We start from the raw sequence: 25,900 nt of genomic DNA, 5'->3' as shown, positions 1-25,900 counted from the left end.
GCCCCCTTGTGCGCAACATTGCGCCGACGGGCTCTGCGCCGTCAGCGGCGGCGCGCAACCCATCGTGGAGAATATGAAAATGATTGTCCCGTTTCTGATTGCCTGGCTCGGCGGGGTGCTGACCATCGTCAGCCCTTGCATCCTGCCGGTTTTGCCCTTTGTGTTTGCCCGCACCGGCCGGCCGTTCGTGCAGAGCAGCCTGCCGCTGCTGGTCGGCATGGCAGTGACGTTCAGCGCGGTGGCCGCGCTGGCAGCCGTCGGCGGCGGCTGGGCAGTCGCCGCGAACCAGTACGGTCGCATCGTCGCGCTGGTCGTGATGGCGCTGTTCGGGCTCACGCTGCTGTTGCCGTCGTTGTCCGACCGGCTCACACGGCCGCTGGTCGCGCTCGGCTCGCGGCTGTCCGAATCGGCGCAAAACGCGCAGCAAGACCGTTCGGTGGTGTGGTCGTCGCTGCTGCTCGGCGTCGCCACCGGCCTGCTGTGGGCACCGTGCGCGGGCCCGATTCTCGGCCTGATCCTGACCGGCGCCGCACTGCAAGGCGCAAGCGTCACCACCTCGCTGTTGCTGCTCGCCTATGCCGCGGGCGCGGCGACCTCGCTCGCCCTCGCCCTGGTGGTCGGCGGCAAGGTGTTCACGACGATGAAAAAGTCGTTGCACGTCAGCGAGTGGGTCAAGCGAGTACTCGGCGTTGCCGTGCTGGGCGGCGTGGCCGCGATCGCGCTGCATGCGGACACCGGATTTTTGACGCAACTGTCGCTGTCCGGCACCAACAACCTCGAACAGCGTGTGCTGGACCGCCTGCATCCGGGCAAGGGCCAGCAGCAAAACCTGCTGACCCATAACGCGGCAGGCGGCGCTTCAGGTGCCGCTGCAGATACGTCGGCGGTTGCGGCCGCTACAGGCAGCACCGCACAAGGCGCCGCCAATGGCCCGCTGCCGGTCGAAGGCACGCTGCCGTCGCTGGACGGCGCGACACAATGGCTGAATTCGCCGCCGCTTACGGCCGCGCAGCTGCGCGGCAAGGTCGTGCTGGTCGACTTCTGGACCTACTCGTGCATCAACTGCCTGCGCACGCTGCCGTACGTGAAGGCATGGGCCGACAAGTATCGTGACTCGGGCCTCGTGGTGATCGGTGTGCACACCCCCGAGTTCGCGTTCGAGAAGGACGTCGGCAACGTGAAGCGCGCGGTCAGCGACCTGAAGGTCGACTACCCGGTCGCGATCGACGACAACTACAAGATCTGGCGCGCGTTCAACAACGAATACTGGCCCGCGGACTATTTAGTCGACGCCAAAGGCCAGATCCGCGCGCACCACTTCGGCGAAGGCGATTACGCCGGCTCCGAACAGGATATCCGCCAGCTGCTGACCGAAGCCGGCGCAAAGGATCTGCCGCCGGGACTCGTGCAGGATAACGGCAAGGGGGCGCAAGCCGCGCCGTCGGTGGGCGATGTCCAGTCGCCGGAAACCTACGTCGGCTATGAACGCGCGCAGGGCTTCGCATCGCCCGGCGACCCGGTGATGGACAAGCCGCACCACTACACGCTCGGCAAGGACCTTGGCCAGAACGAATGGGCGCTCGACGGCAACTGGACGCTCGGCTCCGAGCACACCGACCTGAACCAGGCCGGCGGCGCGATCGCCTACCGCTTTCATGCACGCGATCTGCACCTCGTGCTCGGACCGTCGGCGGACGGCAAGCCGGTACGCTTCCAGGTGACGATCGACGGCGCCGCGCCGGGCGCGAATCACGGCAGCGACACCGACGCGAACGGCAATGGCACGGTCACCGAACAAAGGCTGTATCAGCTGATCCGCCAGAGCGGCCCGATCACCGACCATACCTTCGAGATCCGCTTTCTCGATCCGGGCGTGCGCGCGTATGCGTTCACGTTCGGTTGATCCCTACTTCATCATGGAGGCAAATATGCATAAGGAACCTACCCGCGGCGTGCGCGCCGCGCTGCGCCGCCGGCTGCCGATGCTCGCACTGGTGGCCGCTGCGGCGGCCGGCGTCGGGCTCGTACAGCGCCACGTTTCGGCCGAAGAGTCGCACACGGTGCCGGCGCCGGTGGTCGACGAAAACGCCGCCACGGCGCCGTCGAGCGAAACCGTGGTGCTCGCCGGCGGCTGTTTCTGGGGCGTGCAAGGCGTGTTTCAGCACGTGAAAGGCGTGACGAGCGCCGTGTCCGGCTATACCGGCGGCGCGCGCTCGGCGGCCGAGTACGAGACCGTCAGCACCGGCACCACCGGCCACGCGGAATCGGTGAGCGTGACCTTCGACCCGCATCAGATCAGCTACGGCCGGATCCTGCAGATCTACTTCTCGGTGGCCCACAACCCGACCGAGCTGAACCACCAGGGGCCGGACAGCGGCACGCAATACCGCTCGACGATCTTCCCGGCTACGCCCGAGCAGGCGCGCATCGCGAAGGCGTACATCGCGCAGCTCGGCGGCGCGCACGTGTTTTCCGACAAGATCGTCACGACGATCGAGCCGGACCGCACATTCTATCCGGCCGAGCAGTATCACCAGAACTATCTGACGCTGCATCCGGACTCGCCGTATATCGCGATCAACGACATGCCGAAGATCACCGATCTGAAGCGGCTGTTTCCGACGCAGTATCGCGACACGCCGGTGCTGGTGAAGACGTCGTAACGCGCAGTTGAGCGGCGTGCGGGTGTAGTCAGGTCGAAACAGGTTCCTCCTGCGGCGCGGGCAGCGTAAAGCTGAACACCGCGCCGCGTCTATCCGTGCGTTGCGCTGCGGACAGTTCGCCGTCGTGCGCGGCAACGATGGCGCGGCAGATCGACAGCCCCATGCCGAGGCCACCGTCCTTGGTCGTCACGAACGGCTCGAACAGGCGCGCCGCCAGCGCCGGCTCGACACCGGTACCGCTGTCTTCGACCACCACACGCACCGCGCCGCCGGCCATCGCGTGCGAGCCGACGCTCAGCACACGCGGCCCGTAGTGCACTTCCGCCATCGCCTCGATCGCGTTCAGCACGAGGTTCAGCACCACCTGCTGCAACTGCACGCGGTCGCCGTACACGAAGCACGCGCCGGCCACCGCGCGCTCGTCGAGCGTGACGTCGTGCTCGCGACGCTGGCCGCGCGTCAGCGCGAGCACTTCGCGTATTGCCGCATTCAGGTCGAACTGCGCGAACGCCGGCGGTGCTTTCTTCACCAGCGCGCGCAGGCCGCGCACCACTTCGCGGGCGCGCAACGTGTCGTCGACGATGCCGGTCAGCATCTCGCAGGCTTCGGCCACCTCCGGCACATCTCGCTCGAGCCAGCGCAGCGCCGCGCCCGCCGAGGTGCCCACCGCCGTCAGCGGCTGACTCACTTCGTGCACGATCGACGCCACCAGCTCGCCCATCGTCGTCAGCCGGCTCACGCGCATCAGTTCGTTCTGCACGTCGCGCAGCGCATCGACCGCCTGTTCGCGCTGCTGGGTCTGCTCGACCAGATCCGCATACAGGCGAGCGTTTTCCAGCGAGATCGCCGCCTGCGACGCGAGCACCGCGAGCAATTCGGTGCGCTCGCGGGTGAACGCGCCGCGAATCAGGTTGTTCTCCAGGTACAGCAGGCCGGTGAGCCGCGATTGGCGCGCGAGCGGCATGCATAGCACCGAGCGCGTGCCGCGCCGGCTCAGGTACGGGTCTCGCGCGAACGCGCTGTCGTTGGCCGCATCGTCGAGGACGACGTGTACCGAGGTGCGCAACACGGTCTGCAGCAGCGCGACCGGCAGTTCGTCGGCGAGGGCGCCGTCCGGCTGCAGCGTCACCTGCACATCGTCGCCTTGCACGCTCGCCTGTGCCGCGATGCGCAGATCGTCGCCATGCAGCAGCACCAGCACGCCGCGCTCGGCGCCGGCCAGCTCGAGCGCGGTGCCCATCAGCACGTCGATCAACCGGCTCAACACGATTTCACTCGACAGCGCATGCGACGCCCGCAGCACCGCCTCGACGTCCAGCGGCGCCGCGCTCGCACGCGGCGCCTGCGCCAGCTTCGCCGAGCGCGCCACCTCGCGCAGCAACGGGCACTTCTGGTCCAGTTGCTCGACCTTCGCGAGCGCACCCCAGTGCAAATACGCGTCGCGCGCCTCCCGCCAATGCGCACGCGCGGCGGCTTTCAGGCCGAGCTGCTGACAAAGGCATGCGGCAAGTTCGTTGGCAAGCGCTTCGATCTGCAGGAAGCCGTGCTGCTGCGCCTGCTGCAACGCGCGCTCGTACAGTTGCAGCGCGTCGAGCAGCCGGCCGTCGATGCGGGCGGTCTCCGCTTCGACCAGCGTCAGGCGCGCCGCAAAATTTTCCGGACAACTGGCTGCCACGACGCGCAACCGCGCGGTGTGCTCGGCCAGCGTCGCACGATGCGGGCGGCTGCCTTCGGGCAACCCGGCGCCGGCCGCTGCCGCGTGCGCGAGCGCGCCGAAGAACCAGAACTCCGCAGACTCGATAAACGCGCTCGACGACCAGCTCAGCGCTGCGGCGTGCTGTTCCGCTGCCAGTGCGGCGGGCAGGTCGCAGAGCATCAGGTTCGCCTGCAGCGCATGGGTCCACGCGGAAAACGCGGCGATCGGACGCGACGAACTGCCGCCGCGCGCAAACACCTCGATCCAGTCGCGCTCGTAACCCGCATCGCGCAGCGCGGCCGCGTCGAGCGGCAAGCCGCGCAGTTGCCGGAACATCACGATCTGCGCGAGATGGGAGTCGACTACGAGGCTGAACTCCCGTTCCATCGCAGACGCAAGACCGGCTTCGGCCTCGCGCAGCAACTCGTCGAGCGGCGCGCCGGCGAAAATCAGATGGCTGACGAGATTGCGGCGCGCATAGACGTAAAAGGTCGGATCGCTGCTTTCGGCAGCGGTACGCATCGCGCGGCGCATGAAGGCCTCGCCGGCCAGCGCCGGCTTCACCCACGGCATCACGATGCTGCCGAACACCATCTCGACGCGCGCCTTGTAGCGCGTGAGGCCGCGCACGTCGCACAGATGCATTGCCAGCTCGCCGAAGCGAAAGCCGAGCGCATAGTCGCCGTGCCGCGCACCGACGATGCGCACCAGACCCACGATGCCGTAGCACGACGCATCGCTGTAGCCGTGTTCGAGACTCAGGTTCGCAATGCGCAAGCGGATCAGGTCGTGCAGGTTCAGGTCGGTAAACAGCGCGGCGGGAATCAGGTCGCCGTAGACGGCGAGCGTGCCGCGGCGCACCGGATCGGTGGTCAGCGGCAGGTCGCGCAATGCCTCGATCGGGCGCGTGCCGATCAGCCGGAGCAGACGCTGCAATTCCGCCTCGACCTGAGCGTCGGTGGGGCGCAGCGGCAAATCCTCGCCGACCGCGCGCAGATAGTCGACGCTGACGTCGAACGCGCGATCGGGCTGGTCGAATGTCGTATACAGCGCGGCGCGCAGTCGCGTCAGATCGGCGCGCAGCGGCAGGTCGATCGCGCAGCCGGCCAGTTCGGTGAGCCGTGTCTCGGCCGCCGCCGACGCACCGCTCAAAAATTCGCATTCGGCGCGATGCAGTGCCACCGCATGCCGATGCGCGGCACTCGCGGCATCGCCCGGGAGTTGGGCGGCCACGTCCAGATACGCGAGGGCCGACGTGTAGGCGGTTGCCGCTTTCGCGCGCTGGCCGGCGATCAGATTGAGGTGACCGAAATAGATGCGCTCGTCGCGCGACGTGAGCCCGCCGCTGCCGCGATTAACCTGATTGACCGTCGCAAACAGCAGTTCGGTCGACGGCTCCTCCGGCGCAGCTTCGACCCGGGCGGCCAGGCGCCGGCCGATCTGCAGATGCAGCGCCGCCTGTTCGCTTGCGCTGCTCGCGGCATACACGGCTTCGCTCACGCGGTCGTGCCAGAAGCACCACGCGTCGTCGCGCGGATAGACGAGATCGGCGCGCTGCGCGTCGGCCAGCGCGCTGCGCACTTCGTCTTCGGGCATTGCCGCGGCGCTCGCCAGCAAGCTGGTCGCCGCGTGATTGCCAAGGCAGGCGAGATAGCCGAGCAGGTTGCGGGTGGCCGGCGACAAGGTGCCGAGCTTCGCCAGCAGCAGGTTCGCGACGTTGCCCGCGTCGCCCTGTGCGCGAATCAGCGGCAGCTGCCAGTGCCAGCGCCCGGCTGCGTGGTCGAAGCCGATCAGGCCCTGCTCGGCGAGCGCGGCAATGAACTGGATCGCGAACAGCGGTTCGCCGTGCGTCCTTTGTTCGACCAGTTCGGCAAGCGGCTCTGCTTCGTCGACATCGCAACCCAGCGTATCAGCGATGAAACGCGCGAGGTCGGCGGCGGCCAGCGGCGCCAGCGCGAGATCGAGCGCACGCATCCGCGTGACGCGCGCACTGCCATGCAGCGGATGCTCGGCGCCGACTTCGTCGTCGCGCAGCGCGCCGATCAGCAGCAGATGGCGGATGCCGGCCTCGTTGAGCAGATAGTCGAGTACCGCCTGGGTGCCGGCGTCCATCCATTGCAGGTCGTCGAGAAACAGCACGAGCGGCCGCTGCGGCTGCGCAAATACGCCGACCAGCCGCGCCGCGGCGCGCAGAAAACGCTCCCGTTCCGCTTGCGGCGGCAACTGCGCGAGCGCGGGCGGTTCACCCAGTACCAGCGCAAGCTCGGGAACCAGGCCGGTCAGCAGCCCGGCGCTCAGGCCGAGTGCCTCGGCAAGCCGCGCGCGCGACGCGCGAAACGCTTCCTCCGGTTCGCCGAGAATCGGCCGGACCAGCGCGACGAGCGCCTGCGCGAGACCCGAATACGGAATCGCCTGGGTCACCTGATCGCACTTGCCGGAGGCAAAGCGCTGTGCGCGCTCCCCGAGACGCTCTGCGAAGCCCGCCACCAGCGACGACTTGCCGGACCCCGAACGGCCGGCGAGCCGCACGAACTCGGAGACCCCGCTCGCCGCGACCCGCCCGAACGCAGCGTCAAGGGCGTCGAGTTCCGGCGCGCGGCCGTAGAGCCGCTGCGACGCCTTCACGTAGTAGGCGATATTGTGCAGATCGAGCGGAAACTGCGCGACGGCTTGCCACTCGCGCCATGCGGCCGCACAGTGCCCGAGATCGACGGCAAGGCCCGCGGCCGACTGGTAGCGCTCCTCCGGTGCCTTCGCGAGCAGCTTCATCACGATCGCCGAAACCTGCGCGGGGATGCCGGCCACGTGCGCCGCCGGCAGTACCGGCTGGCGCGCGGCGTGCGAATGCGCCAGCGTCATCGCGTCGGCGGCGACCAGCGGCAACACGCCTGTCAGCATCTCGTAGTAGATGCAGCCGAGCGCGTACAGGTCGGCGCGCTGGTCCACCGTGCGATTGACGAGACCGCTTTGCTCCGGCGCCATGTACGCAAAGCCGCCTGATGCGGAGCTTGTCGCTGCGGACGCTGAACTGCTCGCCGCTGTGGCCGATGCGCCGACCGATGCCGCGGCCGTCGCGCCGCTTTCGGCCGCACGGCCCGCCGCGTGGCCGAAGCCTGTCAGCCAGACTTGTGCGGAAGCTCGTTCGGCGAGGATGTTGCCCGGGTTCAGGTCGCCATGCATCAGCTCGCGCGCGTGCAATTCGCGTATGGCCCGCGCCAGCGCGGCGGCAAACGGCAGGAATTCGTCGATTTTCCACGGCGCGCGGCACAGATCGCTCAGCAACACGCCGCCCGGGTCGGATAGCTGCAGCGCCATGCGGTTGTCGTAGCGGGTCATCATCAGCGGCACGGCGGCCCAGCTGGCGTCCAGCTTCTCGCGCAGCGCGTATTCAGCCTGCAGACAGGTGAGACTCTGCGGCGACGGCTCGGCGGCCGCGGGCACCAGCATCAGGCTGGTACCGCCCCGGCAGGTACGGCGGTAAAGCTGCAGATCGCCGCCGCGCAGCAACGACATCCGGTACTCGGTGGGAACGCTCATCTGGATCGACTTCAAGCTCGGCGGCCCGGGCCGCGTTGATGCGAAAGCGCCGCGCGGGCACGCGGCGCGCCGGGCTGTGCCGTAGCGTGCACAGCGTGTGCGGCGTGGCCCGATGCGATAACCGTGCTGATTCTATAGCGCTTCAGGAACGTGCTTCTGCACAGCTCTGCACCACTGCGACGACGGTTCGCCAGACGGGTTGTATGTGCGTGTGTAGATGCGCGGCGCGCCGCGTGCGTCTCGCAGCTGGACGGATCGCGAACTTACAGCAAGTCGGGGTCGACCTGCGCGATCATTGGCGCGAGGGTGGTGAGGCGCCCGGCCTGTTTCGTGATGAAAGCGGCGATCTGCCGTACCAGTGCGCGCTCGTCGCCGACGTACACATCCGATGCAGCGAGCGTATCGACCGCTGCGGCGGCTGCGCGCGCCATCCGAAGCATCTCGCGCGCGACAAGCTTCGGCCTCGTGCCGGTACGATGCGCGAAGTCGGCCAGTGCGAATGCACTAATCTCTTCAAGGCGAAATACATCGCCGTAGCCCATCGCCATGTCCTGCACGAACGCCGCGCCATACGCGTTGACGCATACCAGGTCGTAAAGCGGTGCCGGCGTCAGGCCGGCGTGACTGACGAAAAAGGACAGGTTCTTGCCGTGCGCATCGCTGTTGCCGATCAGCAATTGCAGGATCGCCCATTGGACCAGCGAGGTTCTGGCACGCGCCGGTTGCACGCAATGCGTGGTCAGCGAGAACAGCTTTTCGTAGCTGACGCCGTCGCGAATATTCTGTACGTCGGGCGCGTCGCCGAGATAGCGCTCGTATTTGAATGCCGACGGCAAATCGAGCGCCTGACAGCCGTCGATGATGTGCTTGCGTCGCACTGAGACGACCTGAGTGGAATCGTGGGGCGCATACGACACGTCGCGATCGAAGCGCTCGATCAGCAGGATCGGCGCGGGGATGCGGCGGATCGAAACCGGCGCGACCGGCAGCCCGATCCGCGCGGCGAGCGTCATGCAGAAGTGTTCGTTGGCGACCATGAACGGCGTGCGTGCGTTCAGCGCTTCAGGCTTCAGGATATGAGTCGAGCTGAGCGCGCCATCCACCAGCGACAGATGTTCGCCTTCGACGAGCACCTGCAGCTTGTCCTGTTGCCCCGCAACCGAGAGCCGCACCTGCCCATCCCAGACCGCAAACGGAACCGCATTGCGCTGCTCGATGCGCTCGGCCAGCTCTTCGGGGCTGATCGCGCGGCGTACCGGCTCCAGAACCTCGGGAGGCTGCGCAGGCGGCGCGCCCGAATCGTCGTCAGCAAAGAAACTGAGCGCGCCCGCCGGTTCCTTGCCAAGCATCCGGATCAGGCCGTACGTGTTGTTTCTGGAGACGTGAAAGAAGCTGGTTGCCACGTCGAGCGCTCGCCCTTCTGGCAACAGGTTCTCGACGAAGCGATGCACCGTGCCCGGTGCGGCAACGGGGCTGTCGACGGGAATATGCGGCGACAGCGGGAAGGCCTGTGTGCGCGCGCGCCATGCTGCGTCGTAGTCGAAGCTGTACAGATCGGCTTCAGCATCGAATGTGACGTGGCCGACGATCGCGCCGTTGGTCGAAACGCCCAGAACATGCGCCATCAGTCACGCTCCAGAGCCGACGCGCCATCTGACGAGTGTGCTGCCGCGCTGTCCAGCACCGCTTTACGCGCGACGGACGTGTGCCACTTCGGCACGATCAGCAGATTCAGGCCGAAGCCGTCGAGAATCAGGAACAGCTTGTCCAGCCCGATCGGGCGGCCGTTTTCGAGCCTCGACAGGACGTCTTTGGAGACGCCCAGCAGATCAGCGGCATCGTTGATCGGCATGCCGTTCTCGGCGCGGTAGTTGCGCACCATCGCGCCGACTGCGGAGATATCCCGCGCGAGCGGATCGGGGTTCGGAACCGGGCGAGGCAGTGGTCGAGTCATCGTGAACGCCTGCGGCGGAGTTGTTCCGCGATACCGGAATTATCTCACAATCAGACGCTGAAAGACCATTAATTCCGGGATGTCGGAAATACAACGCACACCCATATTTCCGATATTCCGGAATTATGGGTGTTTTGTGGCCAAATAATGGGTTAATTCCGGGATGTCGGAAATATGCTTCATGGCGGTAATCGTCCGGATGCGCGACATCGCTCATGCGCAACCCGTACGCCGGCCATGCCGCCGCCTTTCCAGGCCGGCAGCACGCCCCATCGCCGCTACTTCGACAACGCGTCAAAGCTCTGCAGCAAGCGTTCGACGTCCGGCGCATGGATGTCGCCCATCGTCGAGATCCGGAACAGCTCGGCCGACAAACCACCCTGCCCCGCGTAGATCACGAAGCCGCGCGCCTTCAGCGCGTCGTGCAGCCGCGCATAGGTGACGCCGGCCGGCAAGCGGTACGCGCGCAGCACCACCGACGACTCCTGCGCCGGCAACGCACTGCCGATGCCGCGCGCCGCCAGCCCTGCGCGCGCCTGTTCGGCCAGTGCCGCATAACGCGCGTGACGCGCGCTCCAGCCGCCTTCGTCGGTCAGTTCGCGCAAGGCCTCGACCAGCGCGTAGTACGCATGCACCGACGGCGTGAACGGCGTATTGCGCTGCTCCTGCAGACGCGCAAGGCGCCCGAGATCCAGGTAGTACGTGCGGCTCGCCGCCACCGCCAGCGCGTCGCGCCGCACGATCACGAAGGCCGCGCCCGGTACGCCATGCAGGCACTTGTTCGCGGTCGCGGCCACCGCCGCGATGGTCGGATCGGCGAAATCGATCGCTTCGGCGCCGAAGCTGCTGACGCCGTCCACCAGCAGCCGCACGTTGCGCGCGCGGCACAGCGCGGCCAGCGTCTGCAGATCGTTCAGGCGGCCGGTGGTGGTCTCGTGATGAATCACCGCGACGTGCGTGATCGCACGGTCCGCGTCGAGCGCGGCGGAAATCCGCGCCACGTCGGGCGCTTCCATCCACTCGTGCTTCACGACCGTATGCGGGATCCGGTACTGCGTCGCGATCTGCGCGATGCGCTCGCCGTACACGCCGTTTTCGATCACCAGCAGCCGGCCGTTGTCCGGCACCAGCGCCGCCACCATGCTTTCGACGGCGGCCGTGCCCGAGCCGGTCATCAGCACCGCGCTCCACTGCGCCGGATCGAGATCGTAAATTTGCAGAAGACGCGCGCGCGCCTCGTCCTGCAGGTCGAAAAATTCGCTTTCGCGGTGGCACAGGTCGGTTTGCAGCAGGCTGTTGCGCACGCGCGCAGTCAGCGTCACCGGACCCGGATTCAGCAACAGCATCGGAATCTCCTCGTCAGGCTAGCGCGCCGATGTGGCGCATCAGGCGCGTCTTCACATCGGGCGGCGTGATGGTCGGGCGCGGCAGGCCGTCCGGCGTGCCGCGGCGAATCGCAAGCCGCACGAAGCGCGGGCCGGCGAGGCGCGGCGCGGCCAGTTCGGCGTCGAGCACCGCAAGGTCGTCGGTTTCGATCGACGACGCGTAGCCGCAAGCCGCCGCGACGCCCGCGAACGACACCTGCGGCGACACCGTCGCCTGGCCGCCGGTCGAATCGTGCGCGCCGTTGTCGAGCAGCACGTGCGTCAGGTTGCCCGGGCCGTACGCGCCGAGCGTCGCGAACACGCCCATGCGCATCAGCGCGGCACCGTCGCCGTCGAGCGCGACCACCTGCAGGTCCGGACGCGCGAGCGCGAGGCCCAGCGCGAACGGCGTCAGACAACCCATCGAGCCGACCATGTACAGCTGGTTCGGCCGGTCGTCGAGTGCGTACAGTTCGCGGCCGCAGAAGCCGGTCGACGCGAGCACTACCGTGCCTTCGAGCGGCGTGTGCGCGATCACCCGTTGCAGCGCCGCGTTGCGCGTCGCCCGTTCGCCAGGCGCGGTGCCGCGCAGCTGCGACACTGCGGCGGGCGCGGCACGGCGCGCAGCTGCGTCGCCCGCCTTCAGCTCGTATGGCGCAACGCTGCCCTTTTGCATCACCAGCGCGTACGGCCGGCCGGTCTCGTCCATGTACTTGACGGCACGGTCGAGCGCCGGGCCGATCGCGTCGGCTTCCGTCGGAAAGGTCTCCCACGGAATTTCCATCGTATCCAGCATGGCCGGCGTGATCGGGCCCATCAGCGCGTGCTGCGGCTCGTCGGACACGCCCGGCTGGCCACGCCACGTGACGATCAGCAACTGCGGCAGACGGAACGTCCACGTCAGCGAAGTGAGCGGGCTCACCGCGTTGCCGAGCCCGGAGTTCTGCATCATCGTCACGCCGCGCCGGCCGTTGCGCGCGCCGAGCGTGACGCCCGCGATCAGCGCGACCGCATCGCCTTCGTTCGCCGCCGACAGATAGTGCAGCGATGCATCCTGCAGCACGTAATTGATAAACGGCGTCAGATACGAGCACGGCACACCCGCATACCAGTCGAAGCCGCGCTCGCGCGCCGCTTCGACGAATTGTGCGGCTTCGATCATCGTGCACCCTCGTCGACCGAACCGGCCTGCGCGAGCGGCGTTTGCGCATGCGCGAAGTCGCCGGCACGACGGAAGTCTTCCAGATCGTTCACACCGCGCCAGTGGCCGTGCACGAATTGCACTTCGACTTCTTCGCCGGCTTCGATCAGCGCGTTCAGCAGCGCCGGCATATCGAGCGTCGCGAAGTCTGCGCGCGCCTGCAGTTGCGCCATCACCGACTGCAAACGGGCAAGGCCTGCGCCGCGCACGTTCAGCAGACCGACCCAGCGGCCGTGCGGCGCATCGCTGCCGCTGTTGTCCGCCGAGACGCGGCGCAACAGCACCTTGTTGCCGAACAGGCCGCGATCGTCGCCGGCCGAACACCATGCGAAATCGCGCACGCTCTGGTTCGCCGCGTGGGTATCCGATGCATCCGACGAATCCACCACCACGCTGAACGCCGCTTCGCTTTCGACGAGGTCGCGCACGATGTAGCTGCGGAACAGCAGGTCGCCGTACGAAATCACCGTGTCGCCCTGCAGCTTCGGCAGTGCGCACGCGAGCGACGCGAGTTCGCCGGTCTGGTCGTGTTTGTCGTTGACGACCAGCTTGATGCCGGCCGTGTCGATCACGTCGGCACGATAGCCGCCGACCACCGTGATGTCGTTGACGCCCTGCTTCTTGAACGCATCGACCAGCCAGCGCAGCAGCGGCTTGCCGGCGATCGGCAGCATCACCTTCGGACGGTCGGCGGTGACTGCTTCGAGGCCCTTGCCGCGGCTGGCCGCCAGCACGACTGCTGCACCCGCGTTACGCGAGCCGGACAGATAGCGATCTTCGGCTTCCGAATATTCGTCGGCGTCCTGCAGACGGAAAATCTCGTTGACCGTCGCGATGCGGTCTTCGACATTGACCAGCGTCTGGTTTTCGTAGATGTCCTTCACCACCGCCTGCATCGCCGAGGTCGCCGCGCGGATCTGGTGATTCGCCCAGATCACCGTGCTGATGCCCGCCTTGCGGAACACTTCGGTCGGCGTGCTGTAGTACTTGGTCGGCACGATCACCAGCGGACCGCGGCCGGCCCATTCGCGCGCGAAGGTCAGGATTTCGTCGGGCTTCGACAGCTTGCTGTGGATCAGGATCGCATCGGCGCCCGCGAGGCGGTACGCTTCGGCGCGGCGCAGCGCTTCTTCCATGCCCCAGCCGGCGATCAGCGCCTCGACGCGCGCCACGATCGAGAAGTTCTCGTCGAGTTGCGAATCTTTGCCGGCCTTGATCTTGCCGCAGAACTCGTCGACGTCCGCGAGCGGCTGCGCTTCGCCCTTGATGAAGCTATTGGTTTTCGGAAACTGCTTGTCTTCGATACACACGCCGGCGATGCCGCGTTGCTCGAGCTTGCGCACGAGGCGCCGTACGTTGTTGAAGTTGCCGTAGCCGGTGTCGCCGTCGAGCAGGATCGGCAGATCGCTCGCGTCGGCCATGAACTCGAGGTTGTCGACCACCTGGGTCCAGCTCGCTTCGTTGTTGTCGCGCACGCCGAATTGCGCCGAGATCGACAGACCCGACGCCCAGACGCCCTTGAAGCCGGCTTCGCGTACGATCCGCGCCGACAGGCCGTTGTGCGCTTCCATCAGGAATTCGAGTTCGTTGCTCGTCAGCATTTCACGCAGACGGGCGCTGCGTGACGAGACGGAAAAAGAAGGTTCGCGTGCGTTCATTGTGTGGCTCCTGCTCGCCGCTTCAGTTGCGGCAAAACGTCTTTCGTTGCTCGCGCAACGTCGTTTGGAAAATCGATATCAATCCACGGACGCGTGGTTTCGACGTAGTGATTGCCGCTGTGGATTCCAGGGAAATATCGAATTGATTTAATCAGCGGTTATTCGCCTCGGACCGTGTATTACCCGGCCTCCGATGTCTCCGTTTGTCGTGCCGTTCCGGATCGCCAAAGATGGCGACTATATCGGAAATAAAAGCAGAATGCCGCCTACCCTGCGGCGAGTTGGCAATTGATGGAATTAGTTTGAAAAATGTGTAATTTGCGCGCCGTGTCGCGCGATTTAATCCGGCACTCGCGGCGGTTTTCCCCGCGATGTTTATGGAGCGGCGCAACCGCTTGATTAATCAGATGAAACCATTACGCCCATGCGGGTTTCCCCCGCCTGCGCCGCACGCTGCTGCGCGCCGTAAACGCGCTAAAGGCGCCGCATTGCGATACACGCTTGCGGTACACGCATCACCACCCGATATCCGGACATGCAGACGATGACCCTGAACAAGAAACTCGGCTCGATGATCGCCGTGCTGTGGATCGGTTTGATCCTGATCGGCGGCTTCGGCGCGTGGCAAAGCCGCGCATCGATGATCGCGGAGCGTCGCGCGCAACTGACCACGCTAGGCCAGGAAGCCGGCGCCATCGTCAATTATTACTACGCGCTTTCACAGCAACACACGCTCTCCGAAGCGGACGCGAAGAAACAGGCGCTCGCCGCGATCGGCGCGATCCGTTATGCCGCCGACGGCTACTTCTCGATCAACGACTCGAAGCCGACCATGCTGATGCATCCGATGAAGCCGGAACTGGTCGGCAAGGATCTCGAGTCGTTCAAGGATCCGAACGGCACGCGGCTGTTCGTCGAAATCGTCAAGGCCGGCAATCATGCGGGTGGCGACTTTGTCGATTACCTGTGGTCGAAGCCCGGCCACGATACGCCGGTGCCGAAAACCAGCTTCTCGCTGCGCTTCGCGCCATGGGACTGGTATCTCGTGACCGGCATGTACATGGACGACGTGCAGGCGGAATTCGTCGCGAACCTGATGCGCTGGCTCGCGATCACGGTGGCGCTCGGCGCGCTGGCGACGCTCGCGATGGTGCTGGTGCTGCGCAGCGTGCGGCGCACCCTCGGCGGCGATCTGGAAGTGGCGGTGGCCGCCGCGCAGCGCATGGCACGCGGCGATCTTGCGTCGCCGGTGCCGCTGGCCGGCAACGACCATGGCAGCCTGCTGTTCGCGCTCAACACGATGCAGCAGGGCCTCGTCGAAACCGTCACGCGCGTGCGCAGCGGCACCGAGAACATCGACGTCGGCGCGGCCGAGATCGCCGCCGGCAACACCGACCTGTCGCAGCGTACCGAAGAGCAGGCCGCCGCACTGGTACAGACCGCGTCGAGCATGGACGAGATGACCAGCAACGTGAAGCACAACGCAGACAGCGCGGCGCAGGCCGCGCAACTTGCCAACGAAGCAGCCGATGTGGCGAGCCGCGGCAGCCGCGTGGTCGACGACGTGGTGCGCACGATGGGCGACATCACCAGCCGCTCGCGGCAGATCGGCGACATCATCGGCGTGATCGACGGCATCGCGTTCCAGACCAATATCCTCGCGCTCAATGCGGCGGTCGAAGCGGCGCGCGCCGGCGAACAGGGGCGCGGTTTCGCGGTGGTGGCGGCGGAAGTGCGCAGTCTTGCACAACGCTCGGCGGCCGCGGCCAAGGAAATCAAGACGCTGATCGAGGCGTCGACCGGCAGCGTCGACCAAGGCGCATCGCTGGTGGCGAACGCCGGCAAGACGATGGGCGAAATCGTGCTGTCGGTGCGCCGCGTGAACGAGATTCTCGAAGAGATCAGCCGGGCGTCGCGCGAGCAGAGCGCCGGCATCGAGCAGGTGAACCGCGCGGTCGGCGAGATGGATCAGGTGACCCAGCAGAACGCCGCGCTGGTCGAACAGGCAGCCGCGGCCGCGCATTCGCTGAAGGACCAGGTGGGCGTGCTGCGCGAATCGATCGCGGCGTTCGCGCTGCCCGCGTAAGCGGGGTTTGCGTGCGGTGTGTGCCGCACGCGGTGCGGGTTTGGGTCGCGTCTTCGTTTGCTTCGTTTGCTTCGTTTGCTTCGTTTGCTTCGTTTGCTTCGTTTGCTTCGTTTGCTTCGTTTGCTTCGGGCGCGATTGCCGCGGTCCTGCGTTGGGCGCTTGCCCGTGCCCGCAACCGCGCTGCCCATGGTTTGCCGCAGCTCGCTCCGAGGCCCTGCGCGGCCATGACAAATCTTGACAGTCAATTTTCCTGGCGTGCCTAAACTTTCGCGCTCGGGCGTGCAGCCGCTGCTTCGCTGCAGCGGCATCGCCACGCCTGCCGTTTGTCGAAATTTCAGGAGCACACCCATGCCTTTAACAAGACGTCTTGCCGCCGAACTGTTCGGCACCTTCTGGCTCGTGCTCGGAGGGTGCGGCAGCGCCGTCCTCGCAGCGAGCTTCGCCGGTTCCGAGCAAGGGCTCGGCATCGGCTTCGTCGGCGTTTCGCTGGCGTTCGGCCTGACCGTGCTGACCATGGCCTATGCGATCGGCCATATCTCCGGTTGCCATCTGAATCCGGCGGTCAGCGTCGGCCTCGTCGCAGCGGGCCGCTTTCCGGCGCGCGAGCTGATTCCGTATGTGGCCGCGCAGGTGGCCGGCGCGCTGCTCGGCGCCTTCGTGCTGTCGCTGATCGCTACCGGCAAGCCGGGCTTCGATCTGGTCGCGAGCGGCTTCGCCACCAACGGTTATGACGAGCGCTCGCCCGGCCATTATTCGATGGCGGCCGCGTTCATCTGCGAAGCGGTGCTGACGGGCTTCTTCCTGTTCGTGATCCTCGGCGCTACCGACAAGCGTGCGCCCGCAGGCTTCGCGCCGATCGCGATCGGCCTGTGTCTGACGCTGATTCATCTGGTGTCGATTCCGGTCACCAATACGTCGGTCAATCCGGCGCGTTCGACTGGCCCGGCGCTGTTCGTCGGCGGCGCGGCAGTCGACCAGTTGTGGCTGTTCTGGGCCGCGCCGCTGGTCGGCGCGATCGTGGCCGGCCTCGTGTACCCGCTGCTGGCCGGCGCGCCGCAACGGGTGGATACGCCCGCGCAGCGCGTAAGCGTCTAGTTCCGGATGGAGCGTTGCGGGCTGGGCAGTGTGTGGGCAGCCGTCCACACACTGCCGCACAACGCTCGCATTAACATTACGTTTTAATTACAATCGGTGCGGCGCCGGCGAACGGCTGCGTCAGGTGTCCACTCACGTCCGCACCCATGCCCAACAGAAAAGCGCAGTCTCACGCACCGTACGCAAGCGTGGCAAAGAACCCGGTTCTCGCCGCGCGCCTGCCGCCGTGGCGTTCGAAGCTCATCGTGATTGTCGCGTTCGCCGGCTTCGCAGCGCTGCTCGGGCGCGCGTTCTGGGTGCAGATCGTCAATCAGGACTTCTATGTCGAGCAGGGGCAAAAGCGCTATCAGCGCACGCTCGAGCTCGATGCCACGCGCGGGCGCATCGTCGACCGTCATGGCGCGCTGCTGGCCGTCAGCCTCGCCACCTATGAAATCTGGGCGTCGCCAAAGCTGCTCGACGGCGAATCGCTCGCGCCGCTCGCGAAGCTGCTCGCGCTGCCGCTTGCCGAACTGTCGCGGCGCGTTGCCGGCGACAAGACCTTCGTGCTGCTCAAGCGCCAGGTGGACGCCGACACGGCGGCGCGCATCGGCAAACTGGGCATGGCCGGCATCACGCAGATCGCGGATTCGAAACGCTTCTATCCTGAAGGCGAATCGGCCGCGCACGTCGTCGGTTTCACCGATATCGAAGACAACGGCCAGGAAGGCATCGAGCTGGCTGCCGACGAACGGTTGAGCGGCGTGCCCGGCCGGCGCGAAGTGATCCGCGACCGGCTCGGGCGCGTGGTATCCGAAACCCGGCCGCTGTTGCCCGCGCGCAATGGCGCGACCGTGCATCTGACGATCGACCGCCGCATCCAGCAGCTCGCGTACGGACAACTGAAGGCGGCCATCGCGAAACATCGTGCAGAGGCCGGCAGCGTGGTCGTGCTCGATGCGCGCAACGGCGAGATTCTCGCGCTCGCCAATTATCCGAGCTTCGATCCAAACGACCGTGCGCGGCTGACCGGCCGGCAACTGCGCAATCGCGCGGTGGTCGATACCTTCGAGCCGGGCTCGACGATCAAGCCGGTGGTGGTCGCGCTGTCGCTCGATGCGGGCAAGGTGCGGCCGAATACGCTGATCGATACCGCACCCGGTTCGTACAGGATCGGCGCGAACGTGATTCACGACACCTCGGACCATGGCCGCATGACGGTCGCCGAAGCGTTGCAGAAGTCGAGCAATATCGCGCTCGCGAAGCTCGCGCTGAACCTGCCGGCGCAAAAGATCTGGACCACCTATCGCCAATACGGGCTCGGACAGGCTCCTGAGCTCACGTTCCCCGGCGTTGCGGCGGGCAGGCTGCGGCCTTACCACGGCTGGCGGCCGATCGAACAGGCGACCATGGCGTATGGCTATGGTCTGTCGGCGTCGCTGCTGCAGCTCGCGCAGGTTTATACGGTCTATGCCGGCGACGGTACGTTGCGCGAAGCGCATCTGCTGCGCGCACAGCCGACTGTGGCAGGCGAAGCGCCGGCGCAGCCAGCCGTTGCGGGTGCAGCCAGCGACGATGCGGCAGACGGCGCCGCAAGCAGCGTTGCAGGCGGCACGCACGATCGCAGCGGCATACAGCCGGTCAGCACATCGCCCACGCGTGAACCCGCCGCGCAGCCACTCCCGCAGGGCGATGCGCACGCCGACGCGCGGCGCGTCACGACACCCGCCACCGCTGCCGCGATCCGCACGATGCTCGAAATGGCCACCGGCCCGGGCGGCACCGGGCAGGCGGCATCGATCGAGGGCTACCGGGTCGGCGGCAAAACCGGGACCGCGCGCAAGCAGGTCGGCGCGAGCTATGCGAAGAACCGCTATCGCGCGCTGTTCGTCGGCATGGCGCCGATGAGCAACCCGCGGCTGATCGTCGCCGTGATGATCGACGATCCGGGCGGTCGGGCGTTCTATGGCGGCACTGTCGCAGGCCCGGTATTCTCAGGCGTGGCGGGTGGCGCGCTGCAACTGCTCGGTGTACCGCCGGATACGTGAGCGCGGCGTTTAATGGCGGGGGCCGTTGTGCTGTGGCGTTGTGCTGTGCCGTTGTGCTGTGCCGTTGTGCTGTGCCGTTGTGCTGTGGCGTCCCGATGCGCCGTCACATTGCGTCGCCGCATTTCACCGGCACGCTTCGCCGTCACTTCGGCACGAAGTAAGTCGCCGACTCGCTGTCCGTCGTCTTGTATCGATAGGCAATCGGGCCGCCGCGCTCGCCGATCGACGAACCGCGGTCCAGCTTGCCCTTCTCCGCCAGCACGCGCACCGTGACGGCGCCGTTCAGATCCCTCGTGATCACCGCCTCCGCGGTGCCGACCGTGCGTAACGTGCGGTCGTGCTCCGCGTAGTTGAACGTCATCATGTGCCAACGCGCGCCGTGCCGCGGGCCGTACGCATGCCGCGGCACATGCAGGTGCGCGTTCGGCACCGGTTCCGCAGCGCCCGCCACGGCGCCCAGCAGCGCCGACGCGCCAACCAGCGCTTCCGTATTGCCGAGGAAGCGGCCACTGTAGATCAGCGCCGAAAACGGATACTGCCGGCCCATCACGACGAGGTCGCTATTGGTGCCGTGCCATTTGTACTCTCGCTGGGTCGCCGGGCCGATTTTCTGGTGCGCCTTGACGATGCTTTGCGCGCCCTGCTGCGACGTGAACCAGCCCGGCGACACATCCGCCGAACCGGCATGGTATGCATAGAGCGCGCGGCCATCGGAAGCGAACAGCATCGTGCAGCCATTCATCGCGCCGCCGCTCACCACAATGGTCGCACCGGGGCGCAGGTTCGCGAACGGCAGCTTGATCGCGCCGACGCCCTGCCTGCCGTTGCCGAGTTCGAGCACTTCGGCGCCTTGCAGTTGTCCTGCCGGCCCACTGCCCCAGAACTTGCCGGCATTGACCTTCGAATTGGCGACATAGGAGGTCACATGCTCGCCGCCCGCCACCTGCAGCACATCGCGCCGGTCGTCGTAGTCGGTCTTGCGCGCGGGGCGCGGCTGCGTCATCTGAACGTCCTTGTCGTTGCGGTAGAAGAAAAACGGCGCGCCGAACGCCATCACTCGCAGACTGTCGTCGAGCGGCGTCGCTGCCGGGTCGATGCTGATCGGTCCTTTGCCGGCGATACGCTTGAGTTCGGTCGAGGTGACGCTCGGCATCCGGGCGGGCTGCGACGCACTGCGCGGCGGCACCGCAGCCGCGGAACCCGGCGTCTTGCCGCCGCGCTGCCGCGCGCGTGCGCTGCCTGCGCGGTCGCGGCTCGGCCCGGCAACCGGCGGGTTCGCCGGGTTATCCGGCAGATGCGGCGGACGGGTCGGACTCAGCACATAGCCGGTACGGCCGTCCGGCAGCCGCTGCGGCGGATTGAAGCCCGGCTCCGGCTTGCGTACGACCTCGGGAGTTGCCGGGCTATCCGCTTTGAACGGAAAGGGAATCGAGAACTGCGGAAAATCGAACAGGGGCTGCCGGGACGCACCGCGCGGCCCGGTGGTCTTCGCACCGGCGGTCTTCGCACCGGTGGTCTTCGCACCGGTGGTCTTCGCACCGGCGGTCTTCGCACCGGCGGTCTTCGCACCGGCGGTCTTCGCACCGGCAATCTGTGCATCGGCAGTCTGCGCAGGCGCCGAAGCTGCGGTCACGGTAACGCTGCCCCGCCCGCGCGGAGCTTGTTTCCCTCGCTGCGGCGTAATCGCCGGCTGCGGACTGACCACGCCACGGGTGGCCATCACCGGCGCCGCGAGCGTGTCCGGATCCGCGTCCGCATCGCCGGTCAGCGTCTTCACGCCAATCAGCACATCGCCCACCCCCTGCATCGCTCCGCCGACCCTTGTCAGCGACGTGAACGCATCGACGAGGCTCGCATACCGGTAGATATCCTGTTCTTCCTGTGCAGTAAGCGCCTTCCCTTGCACAGCCTTGCTGATCAGATCCCGCGCGCTCGCGACGAACGATGCAAACGGTGCCTTCGCCGCGTTCGCCGTGATGCCCAGCACGTCTCGCAGCGAGTAGTCGGTCCTGATCTTCACGCCGCCGACGTAGCGCACCGCGGACGGCCCGTGATCCGGCGCCGGCGTGGTGTCCTTCGGCACACCGTCGGGTTGCTTGTCCGCCACGCGCGCCGCCGTGTCGGGCGCGCCGGGTTTGCCCAGAAACGCCAGCCGCGCCTGCAGCACGTCGTGCAGATCCAGCGCCGCGCGTTCTTCCGTCGACAGATCGCCGCCGGCGGCTTCGATCTCGCGGATTTCGAGAACGCGTTCGTCGAACGCCAGAAAACGCGCCGTCATTTGCGAGCCGTTCGGATAGCGACGCATCGCCTCGTCTGTGCGAGTGCGGGCAACCACAGCAGGAGCCACGCCGCCAGTCGAGGATATGGCGGCATCGGTAGCGGCAGATGGCTCTGCCACCGGCACGATCGCCGCCGACAAAGACATGCCGCCGCCCGGACCGTGAGATTCCGGTTGCGTCGGCGTCGCTGCGTGCTGAGGTCTGTCGCTGATCTGCATGGTGCGCTCCTCGCTGAAACTGCATTGACGTGTGCAGATTCACCACAGCGTACGGTGCGCAACCAGCGCGTGTGTGGTGATCAGGCATTGCAACGCACCCGGCCGCTCAGATGGGCCGAACCACGCGCGTCACACAACGAAATCTGAACGCAGCCGCGCGATCGGTCGTGAGACGGTCCGGCGAGTGTCTTAAGGCTGGTTTAATTTTCGGCTGTAACGATGACGTCATCCCCTGTTGAGCCGCCGAAGTTCAGGCGGCACTTTTTTATCTGCAGGGGTTCTGCGCTGTCGAGCACGGGGACACAACGAAACACTCGGCGAAACGCAAAGGAGATACTCGATGCTGGAAGAAGAGGTTCTCAGCTACGTCCACGCGCAAAAGAGCGCCGCAGCGGTACAGATCCGCGCGTGCCGCATCTCCGCTGCAATACAGCACACGTGGGGCGCCCCTTACCGCCTCGTCGAATGGACTATCGGCGACCGCGCAATTGCATTCCGGCGCGCGGTGCCTGCGCAAAGCACACCACGCGAAATTGCCAATGCACTGCTGTCTCACGTACCGGGCAGGCTGTTCTGCGAAGCCAGCTAACGGGAGCAGACCGCCGGCACACAGTGCGCATGTGGACAAACGGTCGATCACACCAGGTCGCCGTACACGCGCACTGCGTGCACCGCGCGTTCAGTGCATGACCTTCGCGGCGGGCACTTCGTACGACGACGTCACCCCGTCGAGCAAGCGATAACGAAATCCGACCGACCCGCCATGCAGGTCGAGTGTCTTCATGCTATCGAGCCGCCCTTTCTCGCCGAGCACCGAAACCGTGACGTTGCCATTCAGATCTTTAGTGATGACCGCTTCCGCCGTCCCGACTGTGCGCACATTCGAATCTGGCTGGAAATAGCTGAAAGTCGTCATTTGCCACGGCTGTCCCGCCTTGTTAGTGCCCTGCGCGTGCACCGGCTCGTCAATGCGCGTATCAAGCCTTGCACCGCCCGGCGTGCTCCCATATTCGCCGTTGTAGATCAATGCCGAAAACGGATACTCCTTCGCTGCCGCTACGATATCTTCGCGAACGCCACCCCGCGCGGGGCGTATTTCCGACGCCGGTAACGGATGCATCTGCTCGTGCGCATTCTGGATGGTACGCGCGCCATCTTGCGACACTTTCCACTTCGGATTCAGCGACGATGCATCGGCATGGTACGCATAGAAGCCCTGTTGGTCCGCCGCGAACAACATCGTACTGCCGCGCATCGGACCACCTGTGACAATCGTCGTCGAACCGGGCGCCAGATCGTCGAAGCGCAGCTTGATCGCCGCGGTACCATCCTTGCCGCCGCCGAGCTTCACGATATCGGTGCCGGCAAGCTCCGATCGCCCTTGCCCCGGAACCCATGCCCTGCCGAGATATGCCTTCCCCTCCGGTACATACGAAGTAGCCTGTTCGCCCTTACCGAGCGTCAGGACTCCGCGTCGTTGCTCGAAGGAAGTCGCGTCCGCGTTTGCGGGTTCCGGCATGTCGGCGACATCGACGTCGTTGCGAAAGAAGGTGAAGTCCCGACCGAAGCCCTTAAGACGCGCTGCGTCCTCGTTCGCGGTGAGGGACGGCTCGAGATTGACCGGCCCTTCGCCCTTCAGTCTGCTGAGCGTGGCCGTGCCCTGGCGAACCCCTACCGGCTGATTTGCGCCAGACGCTACGCTCGACTGCTGCGTATCGCCACTCTGCGCGACACCATCCCCACTGCCGTGTGTATCGCCGGACGAAGACAAGCCTTGAAACGAATCGGGATCCAGCTTTTCCTTGCCGCCCGGTGCGTCATCGCGAAGACGCGAGCCGCGCGACCCCGTCGAAACGCCTTTTGCGCTTGTGACAGTCGCGGTCTGGTGAAAGTCGGCCAACATTTCACCCTCAGACTGAGACTCCCCCGTCACCAGCTTCGTCACTGCCTTGATCGCCGTACCGGTAAGTTGCTGCACGCCGCCGATCTGCGTATAGCCGGCCACCTTGTCGATATGTCCGGTAACCAACGCGATAGAGTTGTGCCCATCTTTGGACAATGGCTTGCCCTCAACCAGCATTGAAGCGGTGCCCGCGAACGATTGCACAAAGGACGTAACCGGATTTTTCAATGCATTGGAAGTCGTCAGCAAGACCTCCGTGGTCGTGTAGTGAGACTTGACGAGCACCTTACCGCCGATGTAAACGCTCGTCGGTCCGTCGCTCCCGGGCTTGTGCTCAGGAGGTGGCGGCGGATCCGGCTCGCGCGAACCCACCGCAGGAGGTGCCGCAACGGCCTTCCTTGAAGCCGGCATGGCGCGCGGCTGAGCTTGCTCGGGCGTTACTGGTTCGCCCGGCACGACCTGTTGCAATGAACGAAGCGACGAATCGACTGGTTTCATTTCACATAGCCTCACTAAAAAGCCCATTGCGTTTATGCAAAACGCATGAAAGTGAGTCTAGATTCGAGTGAAACCGTTACGGTAATAACCGCCCTGCACAGTTGTTGACCATCCGCGTTAACACATCGCCTATGCAACGCGTGCGGACTACCACGGATCAGGCGCGTGCCACACGCCAGCCATTCATCGCCGGATGCTCGGCGACCGGCGGAAACACGTTCCACGAACCGTCGGCATGGCGAAAAAACAGGATCGACAACACCCCGCCCGGCCGCGAGGTTTCGACCCGTACGCAGCGATGCCGATATCCGGTGACGCGCGCAGGAATCGCGGCGGTCGGCGCGAGCCACTTGTCGACGGCCCAGTGCAGCGTTTTTCCGGTGGTGTTCATGATGGTCCCCTTCGGTGATGTACAGAGGTCGCGCGTATCTGCCGTTACACGGCAGCCCGTACGGCGACGTATCCGTTCCTGCGTCCGCCGGCCACGAATGCCGTGGCCAGACACACCAGAGCGCGCAGGCCGGCGAGCGGCTGCGTGAGACATGCATGGACCTGTTCGCTGCGGCTTTCGCCGAACAGGCACCATGCGCAGAAGTGTTCGCAGTTGTTGGTCAGCAGGCGGTAATGGTTTTCGCCCAGACGCGAGTGCGCGCGTTGCACGGCCGCCTGGCCGGCGTATTTCGGCAGCGGATGCGGCCGCACCGCGACTGAGTGGCCGGCAGCGAACTGGGCGAGCGTCACTTCGCATACCGGAGCGCGTTGCGTCGAAGTGGCGAAGCCGGCGTAGTGGACCACCTTGCCGTTGCCGGCGTAGATGCCGTGATGTTCGTAGCCGCGCCGTTGCGTCACCAGATGGGCACCGATTGCCGGTTCGTCGTCGAGGCCGACCGCTACGGCATTCGCCACCGCAGATGCGACCCGTTGAGCCGGTTGCCTGTCGATGTCTGCTTGCTGGTGGATGGTGTTCATGGCGCGCCCCGCGGTCCGATTCAGAAGTCCAACACTGTTGCCGAGTCATTTGCATCAACCGGACCAGCATTCGCAAGCCTATGTTTTTAAAAGAAAATCGCACTCAACACCGGCATCGCGGGATGACTTGTGTAGGCAGACAGCCAACACTGCGGACGCAGTTGTGTTGGCAACGGACGATCGCTGGAACCACAGGGCGTGGGGTTTTACTCAGGTCGCACGCGCGCGTGCGTGTTGGCGGTGTTGGGTGTCCCATCGCTTTGGCAGCAGCGGTGTTGGGGGCAGTCAAACCAAACCGGCATGTGACCGCCTCAGACACGCATGGGTATTGCGAGAAGAGGCCGAGAAATCAAGGCGTTACGGCACGATGCGGTGCGCCGCCGCAAACTGGCACACCTGTTGCACTAATGAAGCATCCTATTGGCACCACCGCCGCTGTACGGCGGCTTTTCCGGAGCAAACCATCATGGCCACGATCATCATCGACGACCTCTCGCACAGCCTCGCCCTCGACCGCAAGGCCATGACGGCTATCCGTGGCGGCGGCGGCGCGCCCTGGGTGTTCGGCTGGATCCAGCCGTACGTGCGCAGCACGCCGAGCATGGGGCCGGTGGTCAACCTGTACGAAATCCAGAACAACTTCTATGCTGACCAGATGATCAACCAGTTCCAGACCGTCGACGTGCGCAACAGCGGCGACAACACGCACATTGCCGTCACGCCGGACGCCCGCAGCACCAACCTTGCGTGAC

At 65.9% G+C, this 25,900-nt stretch carries 17 protein-coding genes; 7 read left to right on the top strand and 10 right to left on the bottom strand.

Features of this window, described 5'->3' with window-relative positions; genetic code table 11:
• The first annotated feature begins 82 nt into the window (after positions 1-82).
• Positions 83-1,903: a cytochrome c biogenesis protein DipZ gene (locus ACYVNQ_RS22310; protein WP_460904988.1), complete on the top strand. Its 1,821-nt coding sequence runs from the start codon at positions 83-85 to the stop codon at positions 1,901-1,903.
• A 25-nt stretch (positions 1,904-1,928) separates the two neighbouring features.
• The gene (gene msrA, locus ACYVNQ_RS22305; protein WP_460904826.1) at positions 1,929-2,663 is read left to right on the top strand and encodes a peptide-methionine (S)-S-oxide reductase MsrA; all 735 of its coding nucleotides are present in this window, start codon (positions 1,929-1,931) and stop codon (positions 2,661-2,663) included.
• A 28-nt stretch (positions 2,664-2,691) separates the two neighbouring features.
• On the opposite strand, the gene ACYVNQ_RS22300 is transcribed toward msrA, so the two are convergent.
• The 6 genes from ACYVNQ_RS22300 to aepX form a co-directional block, all read right to left on the bottom strand.
• On the bottom strand, positions 2,692-7,896 hold the full coding sequence (locus ACYVNQ_RS22300; RefSeq protein ID WP_460904824.1) for a trifunctional serine/threonine-protein kinase/ATP-binding protein/sensor histidine kinase: 5,205 nt from the start codon (positions 7,894-7,896) through the stop codon (positions 2,692-2,694).
• A gap of 263 nt (positions 7,897-8,159) precedes the next feature.
• Positions 8,160-9,521 (bottom strand): HipA domain-containing protein, encoded by a 1,362-nt coding sequence (locus ACYVNQ_RS22295; RefSeq protein ID WP_460904822.1) that lies wholly within the window; start codon positions 9,519-9,521, stop codon positions 8,160-8,162.
• Positions 9,521-9,850: a helix-turn-helix domain-containing protein gene (locus ACYVNQ_RS22290; protein ID WP_460904820.1), complete on the bottom strand. Its 330-nt coding sequence runs from the start codon at positions 9,848-9,850 to the stop codon at positions 9,521-9,523. Before ACYVNQ_RS22290 ends, ACYVNQ_RS22295 begins: the two co-directional genes overlap by 1 nt.
• 278 nt (positions 9,851-10,128) lie before the next feature.
• Positions 10,129-11,196: a 2-aminoethylphosphonate aminotransferase gene (locus ACYVNQ_RS22285; protein WP_460904818.1), complete on the bottom strand. Its 1,068-nt coding sequence runs from the start codon at positions 11,194-11,196 to the stop codon at positions 10,129-10,131.
• 13 nt (positions 11,197-11,209) lie between these two features.
• A complete protein-coding gene (gene aepY / locus ACYVNQ_RS22280; protein WP_460904816.1) occupies positions 11,210-12,376 on the bottom strand; it encodes a phosphonopyruvate decarboxylase in 1,167 nt (388 codons plus the stop codon).
• Positions 12,373-14,073 (bottom strand): phosphoenolpyruvate mutase, encoded by a 1,701-nt coding sequence (gene aepX, locus ACYVNQ_RS22275; RefSeq protein ID WP_460904814.1) that lies wholly within the window; start codon positions 14,071-14,073, stop codon positions 12,373-12,375. The genes aepY and aepX overlap by 4 nt, the downstream gene beginning before the upstream one ends.
• Positions 14,074-14,617: 544 nt before the next feature.
• Between aepX and ACYVNQ_RS22270 the strand changes: the two genes are divergently transcribed.
• The 3 genes from ACYVNQ_RS22270 (at position 14,618) to ACYVNQ_RS22260 (ending at position 19,281) form a co-directional block, all read left to right on the top strand.
• The gene (locus tag ACYVNQ_RS22270) at positions 14,618-16,159 is read left to right on the top strand and encodes a methyl-accepting chemotaxis protein (RefSeq protein ID WP_460904987.1); all 1,542 of its coding nucleotides are present in this window, start codon (positions 14,618-14,620) and stop codon (positions 16,157-16,159) included.
• 348 nt (positions 16,160-16,507) lie between these two features.
• Entirely contained in the window at positions 16,508-17,254 is a 747-nt protein-coding gene (gene aqpZ, locus ACYVNQ_RS22265; protein WP_460904812.1) for an aquaporin Z, read from the top strand.
• A 146-nt stretch (positions 17,255-17,400) separates the two neighbouring features.
• On the top strand, positions 17,401-19,281 hold the full coding sequence (locus ACYVNQ_RS22260) for a peptidoglycan D,D-transpeptidase FtsI family protein (RefSeq protein ID WP_460904810.1): 1,881 nt from the start codon (positions 17,401-17,403) through the stop codon (positions 19,279-19,281).
• A 142-nt stretch (positions 19,282-19,423) separates the two neighbouring features.
• Here the strand turns inward: ACYVNQ_RS22260 and ACYVNQ_RS22255 are convergent, their stop codons facing one another.
• Positions 19,424-21,778, bottom strand: a complete 2,355-nt coding sequence (locus ACYVNQ_RS22255) for a cytotoxic necrotizing factor Rho-activating domain-containing protein (RefSeq protein ID WP_460904808.1) — start codon at positions 21,776-21,778, stop codon at positions 19,424-19,426.
• Between the two features lie 340 nt (positions 21,779-22,118).
• On the opposite strand from ACYVNQ_RS22255, the gene ACYVNQ_RS22250 reads away from it, so the two are divergent.
• Positions 22,119-22,367, top strand: coding sequence for a DUF2866 domain-containing protein (locus ACYVNQ_RS22250; protein WP_460904806.1), 249 nt, complete (start codon positions 22,119-22,121; stop codon positions 22,365-22,367).
• A gap of 90 nt (positions 22,368-22,457) precedes the next feature.
• Here ACYVNQ_RS22250 and ACYVNQ_RS22245 read toward each other — a convergent pair whose 3' ends face one another.
• From ACYVNQ_RS22245 to ACYVNQ_RS22235, 3 genes are all read right to left on the bottom strand, one after another.
• Positions 22,458-24,179 (bottom strand): cytotoxic necrotizing factor Rho-activating domain-containing protein, encoded by a 1,722-nt coding sequence (locus tag ACYVNQ_RS22245; protein WP_460904804.1) that lies wholly within the window; start codon positions 24,177-24,179, stop codon positions 22,458-22,460.
• A 157-nt stretch (positions 24,180-24,336) separates the two neighbouring features.
• Positions 24,337-24,570, bottom strand: coding sequence for a hypothetical protein (locus ACYVNQ_RS22240; RefSeq protein ID WP_460904802.1), 234 nt, complete (start codon positions 24,568-24,570; stop codon positions 24,337-24,339).
• Between the two features lie 44 nt (positions 24,571-24,614).
• Entirely contained in the window at positions 24,615-25,148 is a 534-nt protein-coding gene (locus ACYVNQ_RS22235; RefSeq protein ID WP_460904800.1) for a lecithin retinol acyltransferase family protein, read from the bottom strand.
• 466 nt (positions 25,149-25,614) lie between these two features.
• Between ACYVNQ_RS22235 and ACYVNQ_RS22230 the strand changes: the two genes are divergently transcribed.
• Positions 25,615-25,899, top strand: coding sequence for a hypothetical protein (locus ACYVNQ_RS22230; protein ID WP_460904798.1), 285 nt, complete (start codon positions 25,615-25,617; stop codon positions 25,897-25,899).
• Position 25,900: the final 1 nt, after the last annotated feature.

The sequence above is a fragment of the Paraburkholderia jirisanensis genome, from assembly GCF_054782355.1.
This window is presented reverse-complemented; position numbering and strand designations above follow the sequence as displayed.